This window comes from Enterobacter sp. 725m/11 (assembly GCF_011683705.1).
Taxonomy (GTDB): domain Bacteria; phylum Pseudomonadota; class Gammaproteobacteria; order Enterobacterales; family Enterobacteriaceae; genus Enterobacter; species Enterobacter bugandensis.
In genome coordinates, this window is record NZ_JAAQOK010000026.1 from 51,901 (window position 1) to 70,267 (window position 18,367).

At 59.9% G+C, this 18,367-nt stretch carries 14 protein-coding genes; 8 read left to right on the forward strand and 6 right to left on the reverse strand.

Annotation, left to right across the window (positions count from 1 at the left end; all coding sequences use genetic code 11):
• Positions 1 to 2 precede the first annotated feature (2 nt).
• The 3 genes from gsiB to iaaA are packed head-to-tail and all read right to left on the reverse strand — an operon-like array spanning position 3 to position 4,386.
• Complete coding sequence (gene gsiB / locus HBA26_RS13065; protein ID WP_126345167.1) at positions 3 to 1,541, reverse strand: glutathione ABC transporter substrate-binding protein GsiB; 1,539 nt, start codon at positions 1,539 to 1,541, stop codon at positions 3 to 5.
• A 23-nt stretch (positions 1,542 to 1,564) separates the two neighbouring features.
• Positions 1,565 to 3,436, reverse strand: coding sequence for a glutathione ABC transporter ATP-binding protein GsiA (gene gsiA / locus HBA26_RS13070; RefSeq protein WP_045630941.1), 1,872 nt, complete (start codon positions 3,434 to 3,436; stop codon positions 1,565 to 1,567).
• An 11-nt stretch (positions 3,437 to 3,447) separates the two neighbouring features.
• Positions 3,448 to 4,386, reverse strand: a complete 939-nt coding sequence (gene iaaA / locus HBA26_RS13075) for a beta-aspartyl-peptidase (RefSeq protein WP_126345166.1) — start codon at positions 4,384 to 4,386, stop codon at positions 3,448 to 3,450.
• 188 nt (positions 4,387 to 4,574) lie between these two features.
• Between iaaA and moeA the strand changes: the two genes are divergently transcribed.
• Both moeA and moeB read left to right on the forward strand, forming a co-directional pair.
• Positions 4,575 to 5,807: a molybdopterin molybdotransferase MoeA gene (gene moeA, locus HBA26_RS13080; protein WP_126345165.1), complete on the forward strand. Its 1,233-nt coding sequence runs from the start codon at positions 4,575 to 4,577 to the stop codon at positions 5,805 to 5,807.
• 1 nt (position 5,808) lies between these two features.
• Positions 5,809 to 6,561, forward strand: a complete 753-nt coding sequence (gene moeB, locus HBA26_RS13085; protein WP_126345164.1) for a molybdopterin-synthase adenylyltransferase MoeB — start codon at positions 5,809 to 5,811, stop codon at positions 6,559 to 6,561.
• Between the two features lie 89 nt (positions 6,562 to 6,650).
• Here the strand turns inward: moeB and fsa are convergent, their stop codons facing one another.
• Complete coding sequence (gene fsa / locus HBA26_RS13090) at positions 6,651 to 7,313, reverse strand: fructose-6-phosphate aldolase (RefSeq protein WP_126345163.1); 663 nt, start codon at positions 7,311 to 7,313, stop codon at positions 6,651 to 6,653.
• 128 nt (positions 7,314 to 7,441) lie between these two features.
• Here fsa and HBA26_RS13095 point away from each other — a divergent pair, with 128 nt between their 5' ends.
• From HBA26_RS13095 to HBA26_RS13110, 4 genes are all read left to right on the forward strand, one after another.
• Positions 7,442 to 8,341 carry a glycyl-radical enzyme activating protein gene (locus tag HBA26_RS13095; RefSeq protein ID WP_047368162.1) on the forward strand — a complete coding sequence of 300 codons (900 nt, stop codon included), beginning with the start codon at positions 7,442 to 7,444 and terminating at the stop codon, positions 8,339 to 8,341.
• A 4-nt stretch (positions 8,342 to 8,345) separates the two neighbouring features.
• Positions 8,346 to 10,778: a formate C-acetyltransferase/glycerol dehydratase family glycyl radical enzyme gene (locus HBA26_RS13100; RefSeq protein WP_126345162.1), complete on the forward strand. Its 2,433-nt coding sequence runs from the start codon at positions 8,346 to 8,348 to the stop codon at positions 10,776 to 10,778.
• Positions 10,779 to 10,932: 154 nt separating this feature from the next.
• Positions 10,933 to 11,748 carry a Cof-type HAD-IIB family hydrolase gene (locus tag HBA26_RS13105; protein ID WP_045259978.1) on the forward strand — a complete coding sequence of 272 codons (816 nt, stop codon included), beginning with the start codon at positions 10,933 to 10,935 and terminating at the stop codon, positions 11,746 to 11,748.
• A 149-nt stretch (positions 11,749 to 11,897) separates the two neighbouring features.
• Positions 11,898 to 13,154: a DUF1479 domain-containing protein gene (locus tag HBA26_RS13110; RefSeq protein WP_126345161.1), complete on the forward strand. Its 1,257-nt coding sequence runs from the start codon at positions 11,898 to 11,900 to the stop codon at positions 13,152 to 13,154.
• On the opposite strand, the gene HBA26_RS13115 is transcribed toward HBA26_RS13110, so the two are convergent.
• Positions 13,151 to 14,224 (reverse strand): LacI family DNA-binding transcriptional regulator, encoded by a 1,074-nt coding sequence (locus HBA26_RS13115; RefSeq protein WP_047368158.1) that lies wholly within the window; start codon positions 14,222 to 14,224, stop codon positions 13,151 to 13,153. The genes HBA26_RS13110 and HBA26_RS13115 overlap by 4 nt on opposite strands.
• Positions 14,225 to 14,512: 288 nt before the next feature.
• On the opposite strand from HBA26_RS13115, the gene HBA26_RS13120 reads away from it, so the two are divergent.
• Both HBA26_RS13120 and HBA26_RS13125 read left to right on the forward strand, forming a co-directional pair.
• Positions 14,513 to 15,814, forward strand: a complete 1,302-nt coding sequence (locus HBA26_RS13120) for an MFS transporter (protein ID WP_028012467.1) — start codon at positions 14,513 to 14,515, stop codon at positions 15,812 to 15,814.
• 17 nt (positions 15,815 to 15,831) lie between these two features.
• The gene (locus HBA26_RS13125; protein ID WP_166720918.1) at positions 15,832 to 18,195 is read left to right on the forward strand and encodes a glycoside hydrolase family 31 protein; all 2,364 of its coding nucleotides are present in this window, start codon (positions 15,832 to 15,834) and stop codon (positions 18,193 to 18,195) included.
• 88 nt (positions 18,196 to 18,283) lie between these two features.
• Here HBA26_RS13125 and HBA26_RS22930 read toward each other — a convergent pair.
• Positions 18,284 to 18,367 (reverse strand): hypothetical protein (locus tag HBA26_RS22930; RefSeq protein ID WP_230621152.1); only part of this gene is annotated, 84 nt, incomplete at its 5' end.

The following is an 18,367-nucleotide window of genomic DNA, read 5'->3' on the forward strand; positions in this document are numbered from 1 at the left end:
GTTTATTTTAAATCCGCATCGTCAAAGCTAAAGCCGGTGTCCGGCATGATGTAGAACCCGGTCAGCGCTTTGTTATGGGCTGAGACCAGTTTCTCCACCACCAGCGGTACCCACGGCGACTCTTTCCAGATAATGTCCTGCGCGTCCTTGTAGAGGCGGGCTTTCTCTTCCGGTTTGGTGGTTTTCAGGGCATCGGCCAGGTCTTTGTCCACCTGCGGATTGCTGTAAAACGCGGTGTTGAACAGGGTTGGCGGCCAGTTCTGCGAAGCAAACAGCGGCGACAGCGCCCAGTCGGCTTCACCGGTCGAGGCCGACCAGCCGGTGTAGAACATCCGCACGCCGCTCTCTTTCTGCCCTTTCCCCTCCACTTCTGCCGCACGCTGCCCGGCATCCATCGCGGTGACCTGCGCCTTAATCCCCACCTGCGCCAGCTGCTGCTGGGTGAACTGCAGCACCTTCTGGGCGGTGCTGTGATTGTGCGACGACCACAGCGTGGTGCTGAAGCCGTTCGGGAAACCCGCCTCTTTCAGCAGCTCGCGCGCTTTAGCCGGATCGTACGGCCACGGCTGATAGCTTTGCGCATACGCAATAGACGGCGGCAGCACGCCGGTGGCCGGGGTGGCATAACCCGCAAAAGCGACCTTCACCAGCGCCTGACGGTTAATGGCATAGTTGATGGCTTCACGCACCTTCGGGTTATCGAACGGCTTCTGCGTGACGTTCATGCTGATGTAGCGCTGCATGATAGACGGGCTGGCAACCAGCTCCAGCTTGCTGTTTTTCTGCAGAATGGCGGCCTGCTCATACGGGATGGGGAAGGCAAACTGCGCCTCGCCGGTTTGCAGCATTGCCGCGCGGGTGTTGTTATCCACCACCGGACGCCAGGTGATGGTGTCCAGCTTCGGCAGACCCTGCTGCCAGTATCCCGCGAATTTTTTCACCTTCACGAAATCGGTCTGGTTCCAGGTGAGCAGCTCGTACGGCCCGGTTCCCACCGGGTGGAAGCCGATCTCTTTACCGTACTTTTTCAGCGCGGCGGGCGAGATCATCGCCGTCGCCGGATGCGCCAGAATATTGATAAACGCGGAGAATGGCTCTTTCAGGGTGATTTTTACCGTTGCCGGGTCGACTACCTCGGTGCTGGCGATATTTTTATACAGGTTATAGCGCTTGAGGCTGTTTTCAGGATTGCTGGCACGGTCGAGGTTGACCTTTACCGCCTCCGCATTGAAATCAGTCCCGTCCTGGAATTTCACGCCGGAACGGAGCTTGATGGTATAGACCAGCCCGTCGTCGGATACGGTGTACCCCTCCGCCAGCACATTTTTCAGCTTCATCTCTCTGTCGAGACCAAACAGCCCCTGATAGAACGATTTCGCCACCGCCTGGGAGAGCGTGTCGTTGGCGTCGTACGGATCGAGCGTGGTGAAATTGGAGCCTACGGCAACCACCACGTCTTTGGCGGCGAACGCGGGGGCAGCGGCCAGGGCTGCCGTCACGCTCGCGGCTAACAACCATCTACGCGCTACAAATGTAACCATTGTGTTCTCCTGCCTGTTGTAAGTTATAACCGTGAGAAGGCATTGTCCTGGCGCGGCGGAGCCACGAAGTGGCCCGGACCAACCTCACGCAGCGTGACGCGCTCCACGGCTTCGCCGCGTTTACGAATGTTGCTCGGCATCTCATCCTGCAGCAGCACGCGCTGGCCGTGGCGGTGCGCGGGATCGGCAACCGGGACCGCCGCAATAAGCTTGCGGGTGTAGGGGTGCTGCGGATTCTCAAACACCGCCCTTCGCGGGCCAATCTCCACGATCTGCCCCATAAACATCACCGCCACGCGGTGGCTGATACGCTCTACCACCGCCATATCGTGCGAGATAAACAGGAAGGCAATGCCCATATCCCGCTGTAAATCCAGCAGTAAGTTGATAATTTGCGCCCGGATCGAGACATCCAGCGCCGAGACGGATTCATCCGCAATCACCACCTTCGGGTTCAGCGCCAGCGCGCGGGCGATGCAGATACGCTGCCGCTGCCCGCCGGAAAACTCGTGCGGATAACGCCAGGCGTGTTCCGGCTTCAGGCCAACTCGCTCCAGCAGCCAGGCCACACGACGCTGCGCCGCCTCGCCGTCGAGCAGGTTATGCACCCGCAGCGGCTCCATAATTGAGTACCCTACCGTATGGCGCGGGTCGAGAGAGGCATACGGATCCTGGAAGATAAACTGAATATCTCGCCGTATCGCCTGTAATTTATTATCTGGCAGGGTGTCGATACGTTCACCGTTAAAGGTTATCGTCCCCTCCTGGGTCTCCACGAGCCTGAGCAGCGCCCGCCCGGTGGTGGATTTCCCGCAGCCGGACTCTCCTACCAGCGCCAGCGTTTCACCCGGCCAGAGATCAAAACTGACGTTTTCCACCGCATGCACTTCGCGCTTCAGGCGGTTGAAAATTCCGCTGCGCAGCGGAAAGCGGGTCACCAGATTGCGCACTTCGAGTATCGGTTTACCCGACACCACGGTGTCCTGCTCGCCTTCATCCTCCTGCGGCTCTGTCGCCTCCAGGGAAATCAGCGGAAAACGACGCGGCAAATCGCTGCCGTTCATCGCTCCAAGCCGCGGCACCGCCGCCAGCAGCGCTTTGGTGTAAGGATGCTCGGGGGCATGGAAAATCTGCTCGACCGCACCGGTTTCCACAGCATTGCCCTTATGCATTACCAGCACCCGATCGGCGATGTCAGCCACTACGCCCATATCGTGGGTGATGAAAATCACCCCCATCTCCATCTCCTGCTGCAGCACTTTGATGAGCTGCAGGATCTGCGCCTGAATCGTCACGTCCAGCGCCGTCGTCGGCTCATCGGCGATCAGCACCGCCGGACGGCAGGAGAGCGCCATGGCAATCATCACCCGCTGGCGCATGCCGCCGGAAAGCTGATGCGGGTAGCGCCCCAGAATGGCCTGCGCCTCCGGAATGCGTACCAGTTCCAGCATCCGTCGGGCCTCTTTGAGCGCCTCATCGCCGCTCAGCCCCTGATGCAGTCGGATGGACTCGGCAATTTGTTCCCCGACCGGGAACACCGGGTTCAGGGAGGTCATCGGCTCCTGGAAGATCATCGCGATATCCGCCCCGCGCACGCCCTGCATCTGCGCGCCGCTCAGCTCGTTTAAATCGATGACCTGACGGTTACGGCGGCGCAGGAGCATTTTCTCGCTGCTGATTTGCCCGCCAGTCTGTTCCAGCAGGCGCATCAGCGCCAGCGCGGTGACCGATTTACCGGAGCCGGATTCGCCAACAATCGCCAGCGTCTCGCCGCGCCTGAGCGAGAACGATAAATTCTGTACTGCGGGGATGAACTGCCGCTCTTCCTGAAACGCAATATTCAGCTGATGGACAGCCAGCACCTCGCGGTTGTCCAGTTCTTCAGTGTGCGGCACGCGCTGCCCCCTTATTCACGATAGATGCCCGTGCTCGGCTCATCACCGGCATAACCCCAGGCGCGGTACATGCCTTCGCTGTTGAACGGCAGGGCCACGTTGCCCTCACGATCGACCGCAATCAGCCCGCCGACGCCGCCCAGGGCAGGTAATTTTTCCATCACCACGCGCTCGCAGGCCTCGCTCAGGCTTAAACCGCCGTAATCCATCAGCGCGGTGATGTCGTAGGCCGCGAGGGCGCGAATAAACACTTCCCCGGTGCCGGTACACGACACCGCCGCCGTGGCGTTATTGGCATAGCAGCCCGCGCCGGGCAGCGGGCTGTCGCCGACGCGTCCCGGCAGCTTGTTGGTCATGCCGCCCGTTGACGTCGCCGCCGCGAGGTTACCGGCTTTATCGAGCGCCACCGCGCCAACCGTGCCCATTTTGGTGGTTTCATCCAGCGGCGCAGTATGGTCAAGCTGCGTTATGCCCGCCGTACGGGCTTCCAGCAGCTGCTGATAGCGTTCTTCCGTGGAAAACAGATCCGGCGATACCGGTTCCATTCCGTGCTCAAAGGCAAATTTTTCCGCCCCAGCGCCCGCCAGCAGAACGTGCGGGCTCTCCTCCATCACCAGACGCGCCGCCAGCACCGGATTTCGCAGATGGCTCACGCCTGCCACGGCGCCCGCCTTCAGGGTGATGCCGTCCATCACGCAGGCGTCCAGCTCGTGGGTTTCATCCCGGGTGAAGACCGAACCTATTCCGGCATTAAAGAGCGGACACTCTTCCAGCAGGCGCACCGCCTCGGTGACCACATCCAGCGCGCTCTCGCCCGCTTCCAGCATTTTCTGCCCCGTTTCCACAATGGCGTACAGCGCGTCAATGTAGCGCTTTTCCTGCTCGGGACTGAGCTGTGCACGGGTGATTGCCCCTGCGCCGCCATGAATTGCGATTACCGCATTAACCATTCGCATCACCCGTTAGCCTGATTCGCGGCTTTTTCTATAAATATCATTATCGTCGATGAAACTTCAGATGATTTTTGAATATAGAAAGACGCAACAGTGATGTAAAGCGTACACCCATCGGGTCATACAGTTAGCCGCACTTTTCTGCCATAATGGGCGCTTTCGTTGTTACTCCGCAGGAGCCCACCATGGATTTTACCGCCGGACTGATGCCGCTTGAGACGGCACTCTCGCAGATGCTTGACCGTATTTCTCCGCTGCATGACGTTGAGACGCTGCCGCTTGTGCGCTGTTTTGGTCGTATTGCCGCGCGCGATATCGTCTCGCCGATGAACGTGCCGGGGTTCGATAACTCCGCGATGGACGGTTACGCGGTGCGCCTGGCGGATCTCCAGACGGGTAACGCCCTGCCGGTGGCGGGTAAAGCCTTTGCGGGCCAGCCGTTTAGCGGCGAATGGCCTGCGGGCACCTGCGTGCGCATCATGACCGGCGCGCCGGTTCCGCAAGGCTGCGACGCCGTGGTGATGCAGGAAGAGACCGAGCAGACCGACGACGGCGTGCGTTTTACCGCGAACGTTAAAGCGGGCCAGAACATCCGCCGCACGGGCGAAGACATCACCCTCGGCGCGACCGTTTTTGCCGCCGGGCAGAAATTGACGGTAGGTGAACTGCCGGTGCTGGCGTCGCTCGGCATCGCCGAAGTTGACGTTGTCCGCAAGGTGCGCGTGGCGGTTTTCTCCACCGGCGACGAGCTGCAGCTTCCGGGCCAGCCGCTGCAGGACGGCCAGATTTATGACACCAACCGCCTGGCGGTACACCTGATGCTGGAGCAGCTGGGCTGCGAGGTGATTAACCTCGGGATTATTCCAGACGACCCGGAAAAACTGCGCGCGGCGTTTATCGAGGCGGACAAATCCGCCGACGTGGTCATCAGCTCCGGCGGCGTCTCCGTGGGCGAAGCGGATTACACCAAAACCCTGCTTGAAGAGCTGGGCGAAATCGCCTTCTGGAAGCTGGCGATCAAGCCGGGCAAACCGTTCGCGTTTGGCAAGCTTCCGCACAGCTGGTTCTGCGGCCTGCCGGGTAACCCGGTCTCTGCGGCACTCACCTTCTACCAGCTGGCGATCCCGCTGCTGGCGAAACTTTCCGGCAACAAAGCCAGCCCGCTACCGGAACGCCTGCGCGTGCGTGCCGCTACGCGCCTGAAAAAATCACCGGGTCGTCTCGATTTCCAGCGCGGCATTCTGGCGCGCAACGCCGACGGTGAAATGGAAGTGAGCACCACCGGGCACCAGGGCTCGCACATTTTCAGCTCCTTCAGCCAGGGCAACTGCTTTATCGTGCTGGAGCGCGAGCGCGGCAACGTGGAAGCCGGCGAGTGGGTTGAGGTAGAAAGCTTTAACCACCTGTTCGGAGGCTGACATGACGGTGGAGCTGAGCGACCAGGAGATGATGCGCTACAACCGCCAGATCGTGCTGCGCGGGTTTGACTTTGAGGGCCAGGAAGCGCTTAAGGCAGCCAATGTGCTGGTCGTCGGTCTCGGCGGGCTGGGCTGCGCCGCCGCGCAGTATCTTTCGGCGGCGGGCGTGGGCAGGATGACGCTGTTGGATTTCGATACCGTCTCGGTGTCCAACCTGCAGCGCCAGACGCTGCACAGCGACGCGACGGTTGGCCAGCCGAAAGTGGGCTCTGCCCGCACGGCGCTGGCGCGCATCAACCCCAACGTTCAGTTCACCCTGATTGACGCGATGCTGGATGACGACGCGCTGTTCGCGCAGATTGCGCAGCACGATCTGGTGCTCGACTGCACCGATAACGTCGCCGTCCGTAACCAGCTGAACGCGGGCTGTTTTGCCCACAAAACCCCGCTGGTCTCCGGCGCGGCAATCCGCATGGAGGGGCAAATCAGCGTCTTCACGTACGCGGATGGTGAACCCTGCTACCGCTGCCTGAGCCGTCTGTTTGGCGAGAATGCGCTGACCTGCGTCGAGGCGGGCGTGATGGCGCCGTTGGTCGGCGTGATTGGCTCCCTGCAGGCAATGGAAGCGATCAAAGTGCTGGCGCACTACGGCACGCCTGCCGCGGGGAAAATCGTGATGTATGACGCGATGACCTGTCAGTTCCGCGAGATGAAGCTGATGCGTAATCCGGGGTGTGAGGTGTGCGGAGGTTAAAGCAAACGGCAACCTTCAGGTTGCCGTTTTAGTGTTTGCTCCCTCTCCGTGTGGGAGAGGGTTGGGGTGAGGGCATCAGGCCGCACCCGTCAGATAGACGTCCGTCCAAACGCCCCCTGCCAGTCCTGCTCAAACCTCACGATCGCGGCATCCACCGCAGGGGAAGTAATAAACTGCTGCGCGACGTCCAGCGGCAGCGTGATGGACTCGCACCCTGCCAGCAGGCAATCCAGCGCCTGTCGCGGGGTTTTAAAGCTCGCGGCCAGCACCTTTGACTGCGGCGCGTGCAGCGCCAACAGCTGCTGCAGTTCAATCACGGTCTGAATCCCGTCCCCGCCCTGCGCGTCCACGCGGTTAACGTAAGGGGCCACATACTCTGCTCCGGCCAGGGCGGACAGCATCCCCTGCGCGGCGCCATACACCGCCGTGCCCAGCGTCGGGATCCCTTCTGCTTTCAGCATCTTAATAGCCGCCAGCCCTTCCGCGGTCACCGGCACCTTCACCACCAGGTCGTTAATGATAGCGCGCAGCTTGCGCGCGTCTTCCACCATCCCTTCGGCGGTGGTTGCCATTATCTGCGCAAACAGACGGCCCTTACCGCCCAACGCGTCGTGCAGCGCGGGCAGCAGCTCATCTAGCGGCGTTTTTCCTGCCGCCACAATGCTTGGGTTGGTGGTCACGCCCGCCAGCGGGAAGATACTCGCCAGCTTTTTGACTGCCGCAACGTCAGATGTGTCGAGATAAAGTTCCATGATGTCACCCTCAAAAATTAGCCTGCACTTACCCTATCACGATAAAACCTGCTCAAGAGTTGACCTGAATCAAGATAACTTTCATTCGAAAGTCATTTAATCTTCATATGCAACTTGAGGGCAAAAATATGATCTTCAATATTCAGCGTTATTCCACCCACGACGGCCCCGGTATTCGAACCGTGGTGTTCCTGAAAGGCTGCTCGCTGGGCTGTCGCTGGTGTCAGAACCCGGAAAGCCGCTCGCGCAGCCGGGACGTGCTGTTTGACGCGCGCCTGTGTCTGGAAGGCTGCGACCTGTGTCAGCTGGCGGCACCGGGCTGTATCGAACGCGCGCTCAATGGCCTGGTCATCCACCGCGAAAAGCTGAGTGAAGAGACGCTTAACGCCCTCACCGACTGCTGTCCAACGCAGGCGCTTACCGTCTGCGGTGAAGAGAAGCAGGTGGACGAGATCATGGCCACCGTGCTGCGCGACAAACCTTTTTATGACCGCAGCGGCGGCGGGATCACCCTCTCCGGCGGCGAGCCGTTTATGAACCCGGAGCTGGCGCACGCCCTGTTCAAGGCCAGCCACGAACAGGGTATCCACACCGCCGTCGAAACCTGCCTTCACGTGCCGTGGCACTATATCGAGCCGTCATTACCGTACGTCGATCTGTTCCTTGCCGACCTTAAGCACGTCGATGGAGCGGTGTTCAAACAGTGGACCGACGGTTCGGCCAAACGGATCCTGGACAACCTGAAGCGCCTCGCCGCTGCCGGGAAAAAGATCACCATCCGCGTGCCGCTGATCCAGGGCTTTAACGCCGATGAAGCGTCCATCACAGCCATTACCAACTTCGCCGCCGACGAACTCGGCGTCGATGATATTCATTTTTTGCCGTATCACACGCTGGGCATGAACAAATACACCCTGCTCAGCCAACCTTACTCTGCCCCTGACAAACCGCTGGATAACCCTGCCCTGCTGGATTTCGCGCAGCAGTACGCCTGCCAGAAAGGGTTAACCGCGACCTTACGAGGATAAACCTATGACCACCCTGAATCTCAACACCCTCAGCGAACGTATTAAAGCGCATAAAATGGCGCTGGTGCATATCGTCAAGCCGCCGGTCTGTACCGAGCGCGCGCAGCATTACACCGAAATGTACCAGCAGCACATGGACAAGCCGATCCCGGTGCGTCGCGCCCTGGCACTGGCACATCACCTGGCGGAACGCACCATCTGGATCAAGCACGACGAGCTGATTATCGGCAACCAGGCAAGCGAAGTGCGCGCCGCGCCGATCTTCCCGGAATATACCGTCTCCTGGATTGAGAAAGAGATTGACGATCTGGCGGACCGTCCGGGTGCGGGCTTCGCGGTGAGTGAAGAAAACAAGCGTGTGCTGCATGAAATCTGCCCGTGGTGGCGCGGCCAGACGGTGCAGGATCGCTGCTATGGCATGTTCACCGACGAGCAGAAAGGCCTGCTGGAAACCGGCATCATCAAAGCCGAAGGCAACATGACCTCCGGCGACGCGCACCTGGCGGTAAACTTCCCGCTGGTGCTGGAGAAAGGTCTCGACGGCCTGCGCGCCAAAGTGGACGAGCGCCGCTCGCGCATCAACCTGACGGTGCTGGAAGACCTGCGCGGCGATCAGTTCCTGAAGGCAATTGATATCGTGCTGGAAGCCGTCAGCCTGCACATCAAACGCTTCGCCGACCTGGCGCGTGAGATGGCGTCTACGGAAACCCGCGAAAGCCGCCGCGACGAGCTGCTGGCGATGGCGGAAAACTGCGACGTGATTGCCCACGAGCCGCCAAAAACCTTCTGGCAGGCGCTGCAGCTGTGCTACTTCATTCAGCTGATCCTGCAGATTGAGTCCAACGGCCACTCCGTTTCCTTCGCGCGTATGGACCAGTATCTCTATCCGTACTACCGCCGCGACGTGGAGCTGGACCAGAGTCTGGACCGCGAGCACGCCATCGAGCTGCTGCACAGCTGCTGGCTGAAGCTGCTGGAAGTGAACAAAATCCGCTCCGGCTCGCACTCCAAAGCCTCTGCCGGCAGCCCGCTGTACCAGAACGTCACCATTGGTGGTCAGAAGCTGGTCAACGGCGAGCCGATGGACGCGGTGAACCCGCTCTCCTACGCGATCCTGGAGTCCTGCGGTCGCCTGCGCTCCACCCAGCCGAACCTGAGCGTGCGCTATCACGCGGGCATGAGCAACGACTTCCTCGACGCCTGCGTGCAGGTGATCCGCTGCGGCTTCGGGATGCCTGCCTTTAACAACGACGAAATCGTGATCCCGGAATTTATCAAGCTCGGCGTTGAGCGCGATGATGCCTATGACTACGCGGCCATCGGCTGCATCGAAACCGCGGTAGGCGGCAAGTGGGGCTACCGCTGCACCGGCATGAGCTTTATCAACTTCGCCCGCGTGATGCTCGCCGCGCTGGAAGGCGGCCGCGACGCCACCAGCGGCAAGGTGTTCCTGCCGCAGGAGAAAGCGCTCTCCGCCGGTAACTTCGACAATTTCGAGGAGGTGATGGCAGCGTGGGACAGCCAGATCCGCTACTACACCCGCAAATCCATCGAGATCGAGTACGTGGTGGATACCATGCTGGAAGAGAACGTCCACGACATTCTCTGCTCGGCGCTGGTGGACGACTGCATCGAGCGCGCGAAAAGCATCAAGCAGGGCGGCGCGAAGTATGACTGGGTCTCCGGCCTGCAGGTCGGTATCGCCAACCTCGGCAACAGCCTGGCAGCGGTGAAAAAGCTGGTCTTTGAGCAGGACGCTATCGGCCAGCAGCAGCTGGCGGCGGCGCTGGCCGATGACTTCGACGGGCTGACCCACGAGCAGCTGCGCCAGCGCCTGATCAACGGCGCGCCGAAGTACGGCAACGATGACGACAGCGTGGACATGCTGCTGACCCGAGCCTATCAGACCTACATTGAAGAGCTGAAGCAGTACCACAACCCGCGCTACGGCCGCGGCCCGATTGGCGGTAACTACTACGCGGGCACCTCTTCCATCTCCGCGAACGTGCCGTTTGGCGCGGCGACGATGGCGACGCCGGACGGACGTAAGGCGCATACCCCGCTGGCGGAAGGGGCCAGCCCGGCTTCCGGTACGGACCACCTCGGCCCGACGGCGGTGATCGGCTCGGTCGGTAAACTGCCGACGGAAGCGATTCTGGGCGGCGTACTGCTGAACCAGAAGCTGAATCCGTCAACGCTGGAAAACGACAGCGATCGCCAGAAGCTCATGGTGCTGCTGCGCACCTTCTTCGAAGTGCATAAGGGCTGGCATATTCAGTACAACATCGTCTCGCGCGAAACGCTGCTGGAAGCGAAGAAACATCCTGACCAGTATCGTGATCTGGTGGTGCGCGTCGCGGGCTACTCGGCATTCTTCACCGCCCTGTCGCCGGATGCGCAGGACGATATTATCGCCCGTACTGAGCATACGCTGTAACGGTGTATCCCCTCTCCCCGTGGGAGAGGGAGAAAACACTAAAAACGGCAACCTTGGTTGCCGTTTTGCTTTTACTTTCGAATGAAATTAAATTTGTGCTCCCCGTCACCTTGTTATTAGAATGTTTCAAAACGCAGTGACCCAGGAGCACAGTATGACCGTTAAAGTTATCGTCACCGATATGGACGGAACTTTCCTTGATGATGCCAAGCAGTACGATCGTGACCGCTTCCAGGCACAGTTTGAGCAGCTTAAATCCCGCGATATTGAATTCGTTGTCGCCAGCGGCAACCAGTATTACCAGCTCATCTCCTTCTTCCCCGAGCTGAAAGAGCAGATCTCCTTCGTGGCGGAGAACGGCGCACTGGTGTTTGACCACGGCGAACAGGTTTTCCACGGCGAGCTGACCCGCCATGAGTCGCAGATCGTTATTGGCGAACTGCTGAAAGACGAAGGGCTGAACTTTGTAGCCTGCGGTCTGGAGAGCGCCTACGTCAGCGACAAAGCCCCGGACGCCTTCGTGGCGCTGATGTCAAAGCACTATCACCGCTTAAAACGCATCAGCGATTACCGCGAAATCGACGACGTGCTGTTTAAGTTCTCCCTGAACCTGCCGGACAGCGATATCCCGAACCTGGTCGATAAACTGCACGTCTCCCTGGACGGCATCATGAAGCCGGTCACCAGCGGTTTCGGTTTTGTCGATTTGATTATCCCCGGCCTGCACAAAGCCAACGGCATCAGCCGCCTGCTGAAACGCTGGAAAATCTCCCCGCAGGAGTGCGTCGGCATTGGCGACAGCGGCAACGATGCCGAGATGCTGAAGCTGGTGAAATACTCTTTTGCGATGGGCAACGCGGCGCAGAGCATTAAAGACATTAGCCGCTACAGCACCGACGATAACAACCATCAGGGCGCGCTGAACGTCATTCAGGCCGTGCTCGACAACCACTCTCCTTTCGACGTCTGATCCTTTCCTCGCCGGAGCCCCGCTCCGGCCTCTCACTCTTTTTCCGTCCTGTGGCTTGCGTCAAGTTTTTAAACTTGCATTAACTTATTTTTAACTTAAAGTATCACTTGTAGATATTTTTACTTTCGAATGAAAGATGCGAGGCAGTTATGACCTTTACCAGTGAAACCTTGCCAGCGGACCACAAAGCGGCAATCCGTCAGTTAAAACGTGAGTTACGCGCGCAGATCGGCGACGTGCAGGCGGTGTTCGACAAGCTCAGCGATAAAATCGCCACCCGCGTGGCGGAGATCAACGCCCTGAAAAATAAAGGCGAATCGGTCTGGCCGGTGATTCCGTTTGCAGATGTGAAAAACGGCACGATTACCGACGCTCAGCGCGAGGCCGTTAAGCGCCGCGGCTGCGCGGTGATTAAAGGTCACTTCCCCCGCGAGCAGGCGCTGGCGTGGGATCGGTCGATGCTCGACTACCTCGATCTGAACAAGTTTGACGAGGTGTACAAAGGGCCGGGCGACAACTTCTTCGGCACCTTAACCGCCTCCCGCCCGGAGATTTACCCGATCTACTGGTCCCAGGCGCAAATGCAGGCGCGCCAGAGTGAAGCGATGGCGCAGGTGCAGTCGTTCCTGAACCGTTTATGGACATTCGAGAGCAACGGCAAGCAGTGGTTTAACCCTGACGTCAGCGTGATTTATCCGGACCGCATTCGCCGCCGTCCGCCGGGAACCACCTCCAAAGGGCTGGGGGCGCATACCGATTCCGGCGCGCTGGAGCGCTGGCTGCTGCCGGCTTACCAGCAGGTGTTTGCCCGCGTGTTTGACGGCAACGTCGAGAAATACGATCCGTGGAACGCCGCGCACCGTACTGAAGTGGAAGAATACACCGTGGATAACACCACCAAGTGCTCGGTGTTCCGCACCTTCCAGGGCTGGACGGCGCTGTCGGACATGATCCCCGGCCAGGGGCTGCTGCACGTGGTGCCGATCCCGGAAGCAATGGCCTACATTCTGCTGCGTCCTCTGCTGGACGACGTGCCGGAAGACGAACTCTGCGGCGTGGCGCCGGGGCGCGTGCTGCCGATTTCCGAGAAGTGGCACCCGCTGCTTGTCGAAGCATTGACCAGTATTCCGGCGCTGGAAGCCGGTGATTCCGTGTGGTGGCACTGCGACGTGATCCACTCCGTCGCGCCGGTGGAAAATCAGCAGGGCTGGGGCAATGTGATGTACATCCCCGCCGCGCCAATGTGCGAGAAGAACCTCGCCTACGCGAAGAAGGTCAAGGAAGCGCTGGAAACCGGCGCGTCGCCGGGAGACTTCCCGCGCGAGGATTATGAAAAAAGCTGGCAGGACCGTTTTACCGTGAACGATCTCAACATCCACGGTAAGCGCGCGCTGGGCATTGCTTAACTGTCGTACAGCCCTTCCCGCTCCACGGCGGTGCGTCGTTTACCCTGACGTATCCGCCGTACTGATTCCCGCACGGCCAGCGTGCCGTTCAGCAGCAATGTTCCTACCGGCGCGTCCGGGCGCATCAGCCGCTGCTGGAGCATATGCACCGCTTCCGTTCCCAGCTCGTCGCGGGGAACATGCACCGCCGTTAAGGGCACATCCTGAATCGCCGCCAGATTAAAGCCGTCAATGCTCATCACCGAGACGTCCTGCGGCACGCGCAGACCGTGATTTTGCAGCGCGCTGATGGTGCCTGCCGCCATAAAGTCCCCGCCTACCAGGAACGCCGTCGGCAGGTCTTTTCCCTTCTGTTGGTTAAGCCACTCGCTCACCAGTTGCTCCGTCTCTCTGGCGCTGAAGCTTGGCACCACCAGCAGGTCGCGCCTGTCGTTAAACCTGAGATTATGGGCGTGCCACGCGTCGCGGATCCCCGCCAGGCGCAGCTCCATGGTGTAGCGACGCAGGCACAGCACGTTCATCACCTCGCGGTGCCCCATCTCGAACAGGTACTCCGCCGCCCGCTCGCCAATAGCACGGTGATCCGGGGCAACGGCAGGCAGGCGCATGCGGCGGTCCCGGCAGTTAATCAGCATGCAGGGTTTCCCCACATCCACCGCCAGATCGTGGATATGCGGATCGTCGATACCGAGCAGAATGGCCGCCTGGGTATCCGGCTCGTTCATGCGTGCCAGAAAAATCTGGGCGTCGCTGTCGTTCTCCTCCAGCGCGCAGTAGCGCAGCCGAACCTCGTGCGAGGCAAGCCCTTTGCTCACGCTCTGGATCACGCGGTAGTAAAAGATGTCGGACCGCTCGTCGAAGGCACGCTGAGGGGCAAAAACCACCAGGCTGTTAAGCAGCAGACGCCCCGCCGCCATGCCGTCCATTACCCCCAGCTCCCGCGCGCACGCCAGCACCTTAGCCCGCGCCTTTTCGCTGGTATTCGCTTTGCCTGCCAGCACACGGGAAACCGTACTGATGGAGAGCTGGGTACGGGCGGCGATTTCGGTGATTTTTAGCCTTTTGTCCATTTTGTGATCTGGCTCCATTTGCGAAATGAAAAAATTTTCATAGCGTGTTCATCAGGCAATAACTGACATAAAGACCATCATGCCAGAGGGTTTACGTCAGTTATGAGAAATTTTGCACAAAATCCACTTTTGCCCTCTCATTTTCTTCCCTAAGGTGAACTTGTCACACAGCTTCCATACTAGTTGTATAGCAACTGAAGCATTCTAAGCGGATAGAAATCAAAGGCATAACAATCTGTGTGACACCTGAACCTCCGTCCCCTTACCGTCCGTCTTGTGGAGAGTAAAATGAGTCAGGACATCAATAACACCGTTGCGACAAGCAAAACCCGTCGCGTCATTAAGAATTTGCGCTGGTACGTGCTGGTGCTGTTTTTACTTGGCGTCACCGTTAACTACATCACCCGTAACTCACTGGGGATCCTCGCCCCGGAACTGAAAGAGAGCCTCGGGATCACCACCGAGCAGTACTCCTGGATAGTCGGCGCGTTTCAGATCGCCTACACCATTTTCCAGCCCCTGTGCGGCTGGCTGATTGACGTTATCGGCCTGAAGATTGGCTTTATGGTCTGCGCCGGGATCTGGGCGCTGATGTGTATCTTCCACGCGGGTGCCGGAAGCTGGCTGCACCTGGCGATTCTGCGCTTCTTTATGGGTGCTTCCGAAGCTGCCGCCACGCCAGCGAATGCCAAAACCATCGGCGAATGGTTCCCGAAATCGGAACGTCCCGTTGCCGCCGGCTGGGCGGGCGTGGGCTTCTCCATCGGCGCGATGCTGGCCCCGCCTATCATCTACTTTGCTCACGCGTCGTTCGGCTGGCAGGGCGCGTTTATGTTTACCGGCGTGCTGGCGCTGCTGTGGGTGATCCTCTGGTGGGCGTTCTACCACAACCCGGAACAGCACCCGAACCTGAGCCGCGACGAGCTGGCGTTTATCAAGCAGGATAACGAACCCGCACCGGTCAAGCTGCCCTTCCTGACCGCGCTGAAAACCGTCTCGAAAAACAAACGCTTCTACGGTATCGCCATCCCGGCCTTTATGGCAGAACCCGCCTGGGCGGTGCTGAGCTTCTGGGTGCCCCTGTACCTCGCCAAAGAGCACGGCATGGATTTGAAGCAGATTGCGATGTTTGCCTGGCTGCCCTTCCTCGCCGCCGACCTCGGCAGCGTGGCAAGCGGCTACCTGACGCGCCTGTACACCCGCTGGTTCGGCTGCTCCCGCGTGAACTCGGTGGTGGCAAGCTCCGTCACCGGCGCGTTTCTGATGATTTCTCTGGCCATCGTCGCCGTGACCCGCGACCCGTATATTACCATCGTGCTGATCTCCATCGGCGGCTTCGGGCACCAGATTATCTCCTGCATGCTGAGTGCCCTGGTCGTGGAGTCGTTCGACAAAGGCCAGATGGCGACCGTCAACGGCATGCGCGGCTCGGCGGCGTGGATCGCCAGCTTCCTGTTCTCGCTATTAATCGGGGTGACCGCCGACAAAATCGGCTTCAACCCGCTCTTTATTGCCATGGGCTTCTTTGACCTGATTGGCGCTCTCTTCCTGGTGGCATTTATTGCTGAACGTCGCGCCAAGCGCGCCTGATAGTGGATGTATTGCATATGAAAACCCTGAAAAACTGGACCGTCGATAAGCAATCTGTGAATCATCTGGAACTGCTGGTAGATAATCAGCACCGCCTGTGCCTGTATGTGCTGGAAGAGAACCTGTTCCGCGTGCTGATTAAGCGCAAAGGCGAGCTGGCGCTGGACCGCACCTGGAGCATCGCGCCGGAACAGGACGTGCCGTGGGAAGGCCGCCGTCGTGACGACTTGAGCGGTTTCTCCTGCCCGGCCTGGACCCTGACGCAGCAGGATGACGCAGTGACGGTGGCAACCGAGCAGCTGCGCGTGACCGTCCACCAGCCCCTGTGGCTGGAGTGGCACTACCGTAATGATGCGGGCGAATGGCAGCCGCTGGTCCAGGATCGCCCGACCAGCGCCTACCTGCTGAACGCCCACGGCGACGGCGTGGCGCACTATCTCAGCCGCCGTAAGGACGAGCGTTTTTACGGCCTGGGTGAGAAAGCGGGCGATCTGCAGCGCAACGGCAAACGCTACGAGATGCGTAACCTGGACGCGATGGGTTACAACGCCGCCAGCACCGATCCGCTTTATAAGCATATTCCGTTCACCCTTACCCGCCGCGACGACGTGAGCTACGGCCTGTTCTACGACAACCTGAGCAGCTGTTGGCTGGATCTGGGCAACGAGATCGACAACTATCACACCGCCTATCGCCGCTGGCAGGCGGAAGCGGGTGATATTGATTACTACCTCTTTACCGGCAAGCGCGCGCTGGACGTCACCAAAGCCTTTGTGCGCCTGACCGGGAAAACGCTGTTTGGGCCGAAGTGGAGCCTGGGCTACAGCGGCTCGACCATGCACTACACCGACGCGCCGGACGCGCAGAATCAGCTGATGAACTTCATCCGCCTGTGCGAAGAGCACGCCATTCCGTGCGATTCGTTCCAGCTCTCGTCCGGCTATACCTCCATCAACGGCAAACGCTACGTCTTCAACTGGAACTACGACAAAGTGCCGCAGCCGAAGGCGATGAGCCAGGCCTTCCACGACGCGGGACTGAAGCTTGCGGCCAACATCAAGCCGTGCCTGCTGCAGGATCATCCCCGCTATAACGAAGTGGCGGAACGCGGCCTGTTCATTCGCGATTCAGAAACCGACGCGCCTGAACGTTCCAGCTTCTGGGATGACGAAGGCTCGCACCTCGACTTCACCAACCCGCAGACGGTGCAGTGGTGGCAGAACGGCGTGACCACGCAGTTGCTGGAGATGGGCATCGACTCCACCTGGAACGACAACAACGAGTATGAAGTGTGGGACGGGGAAGCCCGCTGCTTTGGCTTCGGCAAGGAGATCGCCATCAAGCACATTCGCCCGGTGATGCCGCTGCTGATGATGCGCGCCTCGCTGGAAGCGCAGCAGCGCTTTGCGCCGGAAAAACGCCCGTATCTCATCTCCCGCTCCGGCTGCGCCGGGATGCAGCGCTACGTTCAGACCTGGAGCGGCGACAACCGCACCAACTGGGACACCCTGCGCTATAACATCCGCATGGGGCTGGGCATGAGCCTGTCCGGATTATTCAACGTCGGGCACGACGTCGGCGGTTTCTCCGGCGACAAGCCGGACGCCGAGCTGTTCGTGCGCTGGGTGCAGAACGGCGTAATGCACCCGCGCTTTACCATCCATTCCTGGAATGACGATCGCACCGTGAACGAGCCGTGGATGTACCCGGGCGTGACCCCTGCGATCCGCAGCGCCATTGAGCTGCGCTACCGCCTGCTGCCGTATCTCTACACCCTGCTCTGGCAGGCGCACGCCGACGACGAGCCGATGCTGCGCCCGACCTTCCTCGACCACGAGCACGACGCGCAGACCTTCGAAGAGTGCGATGACTTCCTGCTGGGCCGCGACCTGCTGGTCGCCAGCGTCGTCGAAGCCGGGCAGCGCGAGCGCCGCGTCTGGCTGCCAGATAACGAAACGGGCTGGTACGATTTTTACACCCACGCGTGGTATGCGGGCGGGCAATCCATCGTCCTTGATGCGCCGCTGGAAAAACTGCCGCTGCTGGTGCGCGCGGGGGCCGGTCTGCCGTTGAGCGAGCGCATCACGCATGTGAGTGCTGAAAAAGATACGACCCGCGAGCTGAAGCTGTTCCCGGTTAAAGGCGTCGGCACAACCACGGGGCTGCTGTTTGAGGACGACGGTGAAAGCTGGGGCTATCAAAAGGGCAATGCGCTGTGGGTGGAATGGGAAATGGAGTGTGATGGCGCAACCATCAACCTGAAGGTCAACGCGCGCGGGGACTATCGTCCGGGGTGGAAGGCGCTGAAGGTGTCATTACCTGTAGGGGAAAAACGTATGCTGCGGGTGAACGGGGTTGAAGGGAGCGAGTGGGTGGTATAGTGCGGCCTGATGCCCTCACCCTAGCCCTCTCCCACTGTACAGTCCGGGGACATGGTAGACAGGTGTTCGGGGACATGGTGAACACTTTTTAACATCCTTTACCCATGGTGATCGACTTTTTCTTCAGGTCGATCACCCCCACTTTCGTGCTGTACCACCACACTTCATAGCA

What these genes read in the sequence shown, in the direction of transcription:
- HBA26_RS13110 (WP_126345161.1), top strand. Translation starts at nt 11,898, where the DNA reads ATGACCTTTACCAGTGAAACCTTGCCAGCGGACCACAAAGCGGCAATC.
- gsiB (WP_126345167.1), bottom strand. Translation starts at nt 1,541, where the DNA reads ATGGTTACATTTGTAGCGCGTAGATGGTTGTTAGCCGCGAGCGTGACG.
- HBA26_RS13105 (WP_045259978.1), top strand. Translation starts at nt 10,933, where the DNA reads ATGACCGTTAAAGTTATCGTCACCGATATGGACGGAACTTTCCTTGAT.
- moeA (WP_126345165.1), top strand. Translation starts at nt 4,575, where the DNA reads ATGGATTTTACCGCCGGACTGATGCCGCTTGAGACGGCACTCTCGCAG.
- HBA26_RS13100 (WP_126345162.1), top strand. Translation starts at nt 8,346, where the DNA reads ATGACCACCCTGAATCTCAACACCCTCAGCGAACGTATTAAAGCGCAT.
- HBA26_RS13115 (WP_047368158.1), bottom strand. Translation starts at nt 14,224, where the DNA reads ATGGACAAAAGGCTAAAAATCACCGAAATCGCCGCCCGTACCCAGCTC.
- moeB (WP_126345164.1), top strand. Translation starts at nt 5,809, where the DNA reads ATGACGGTGGAGCTGAGCGACCAGGAGATGATGCGCTACAACCGCCAG.
- iaaA (WP_126345166.1), bottom strand. Translation starts at nt 4,386, where the DNA reads ATGGTTAATGCGGTAATCGCAATTCATGGCGGCGCAGGGGCAATCACC.
- HBA26_RS13095 (WP_047368162.1), top strand. Translation starts at nt 7,442, where the DNA reads ATGATCTTCAATATTCAGCGTTATTCCACCCACGACGGCCCCGGTATT.
- fsa (WP_126345163.1), bottom strand. Translation starts at nt 7,313, where the DNA reads ATGGAACTTTATCTCGACACATCTGACGTTGCGGCAGTCAAAAAGCTG.
- HBA26_RS13125 (WP_166720918.1), top strand. Translation starts at nt 15,832, where the DNA reads ATGAAAACCCTGAAAAACTGGACCGTCGATAAGCAATCTGTGAATCAT.
- HBA26_RS13120 (WP_028012467.1), top strand. Translation starts at nt 14,513, where the DNA reads ATGAGTCAGGACATCAATAACACCGTTGCGACAAGCAAAACCCGTCGC.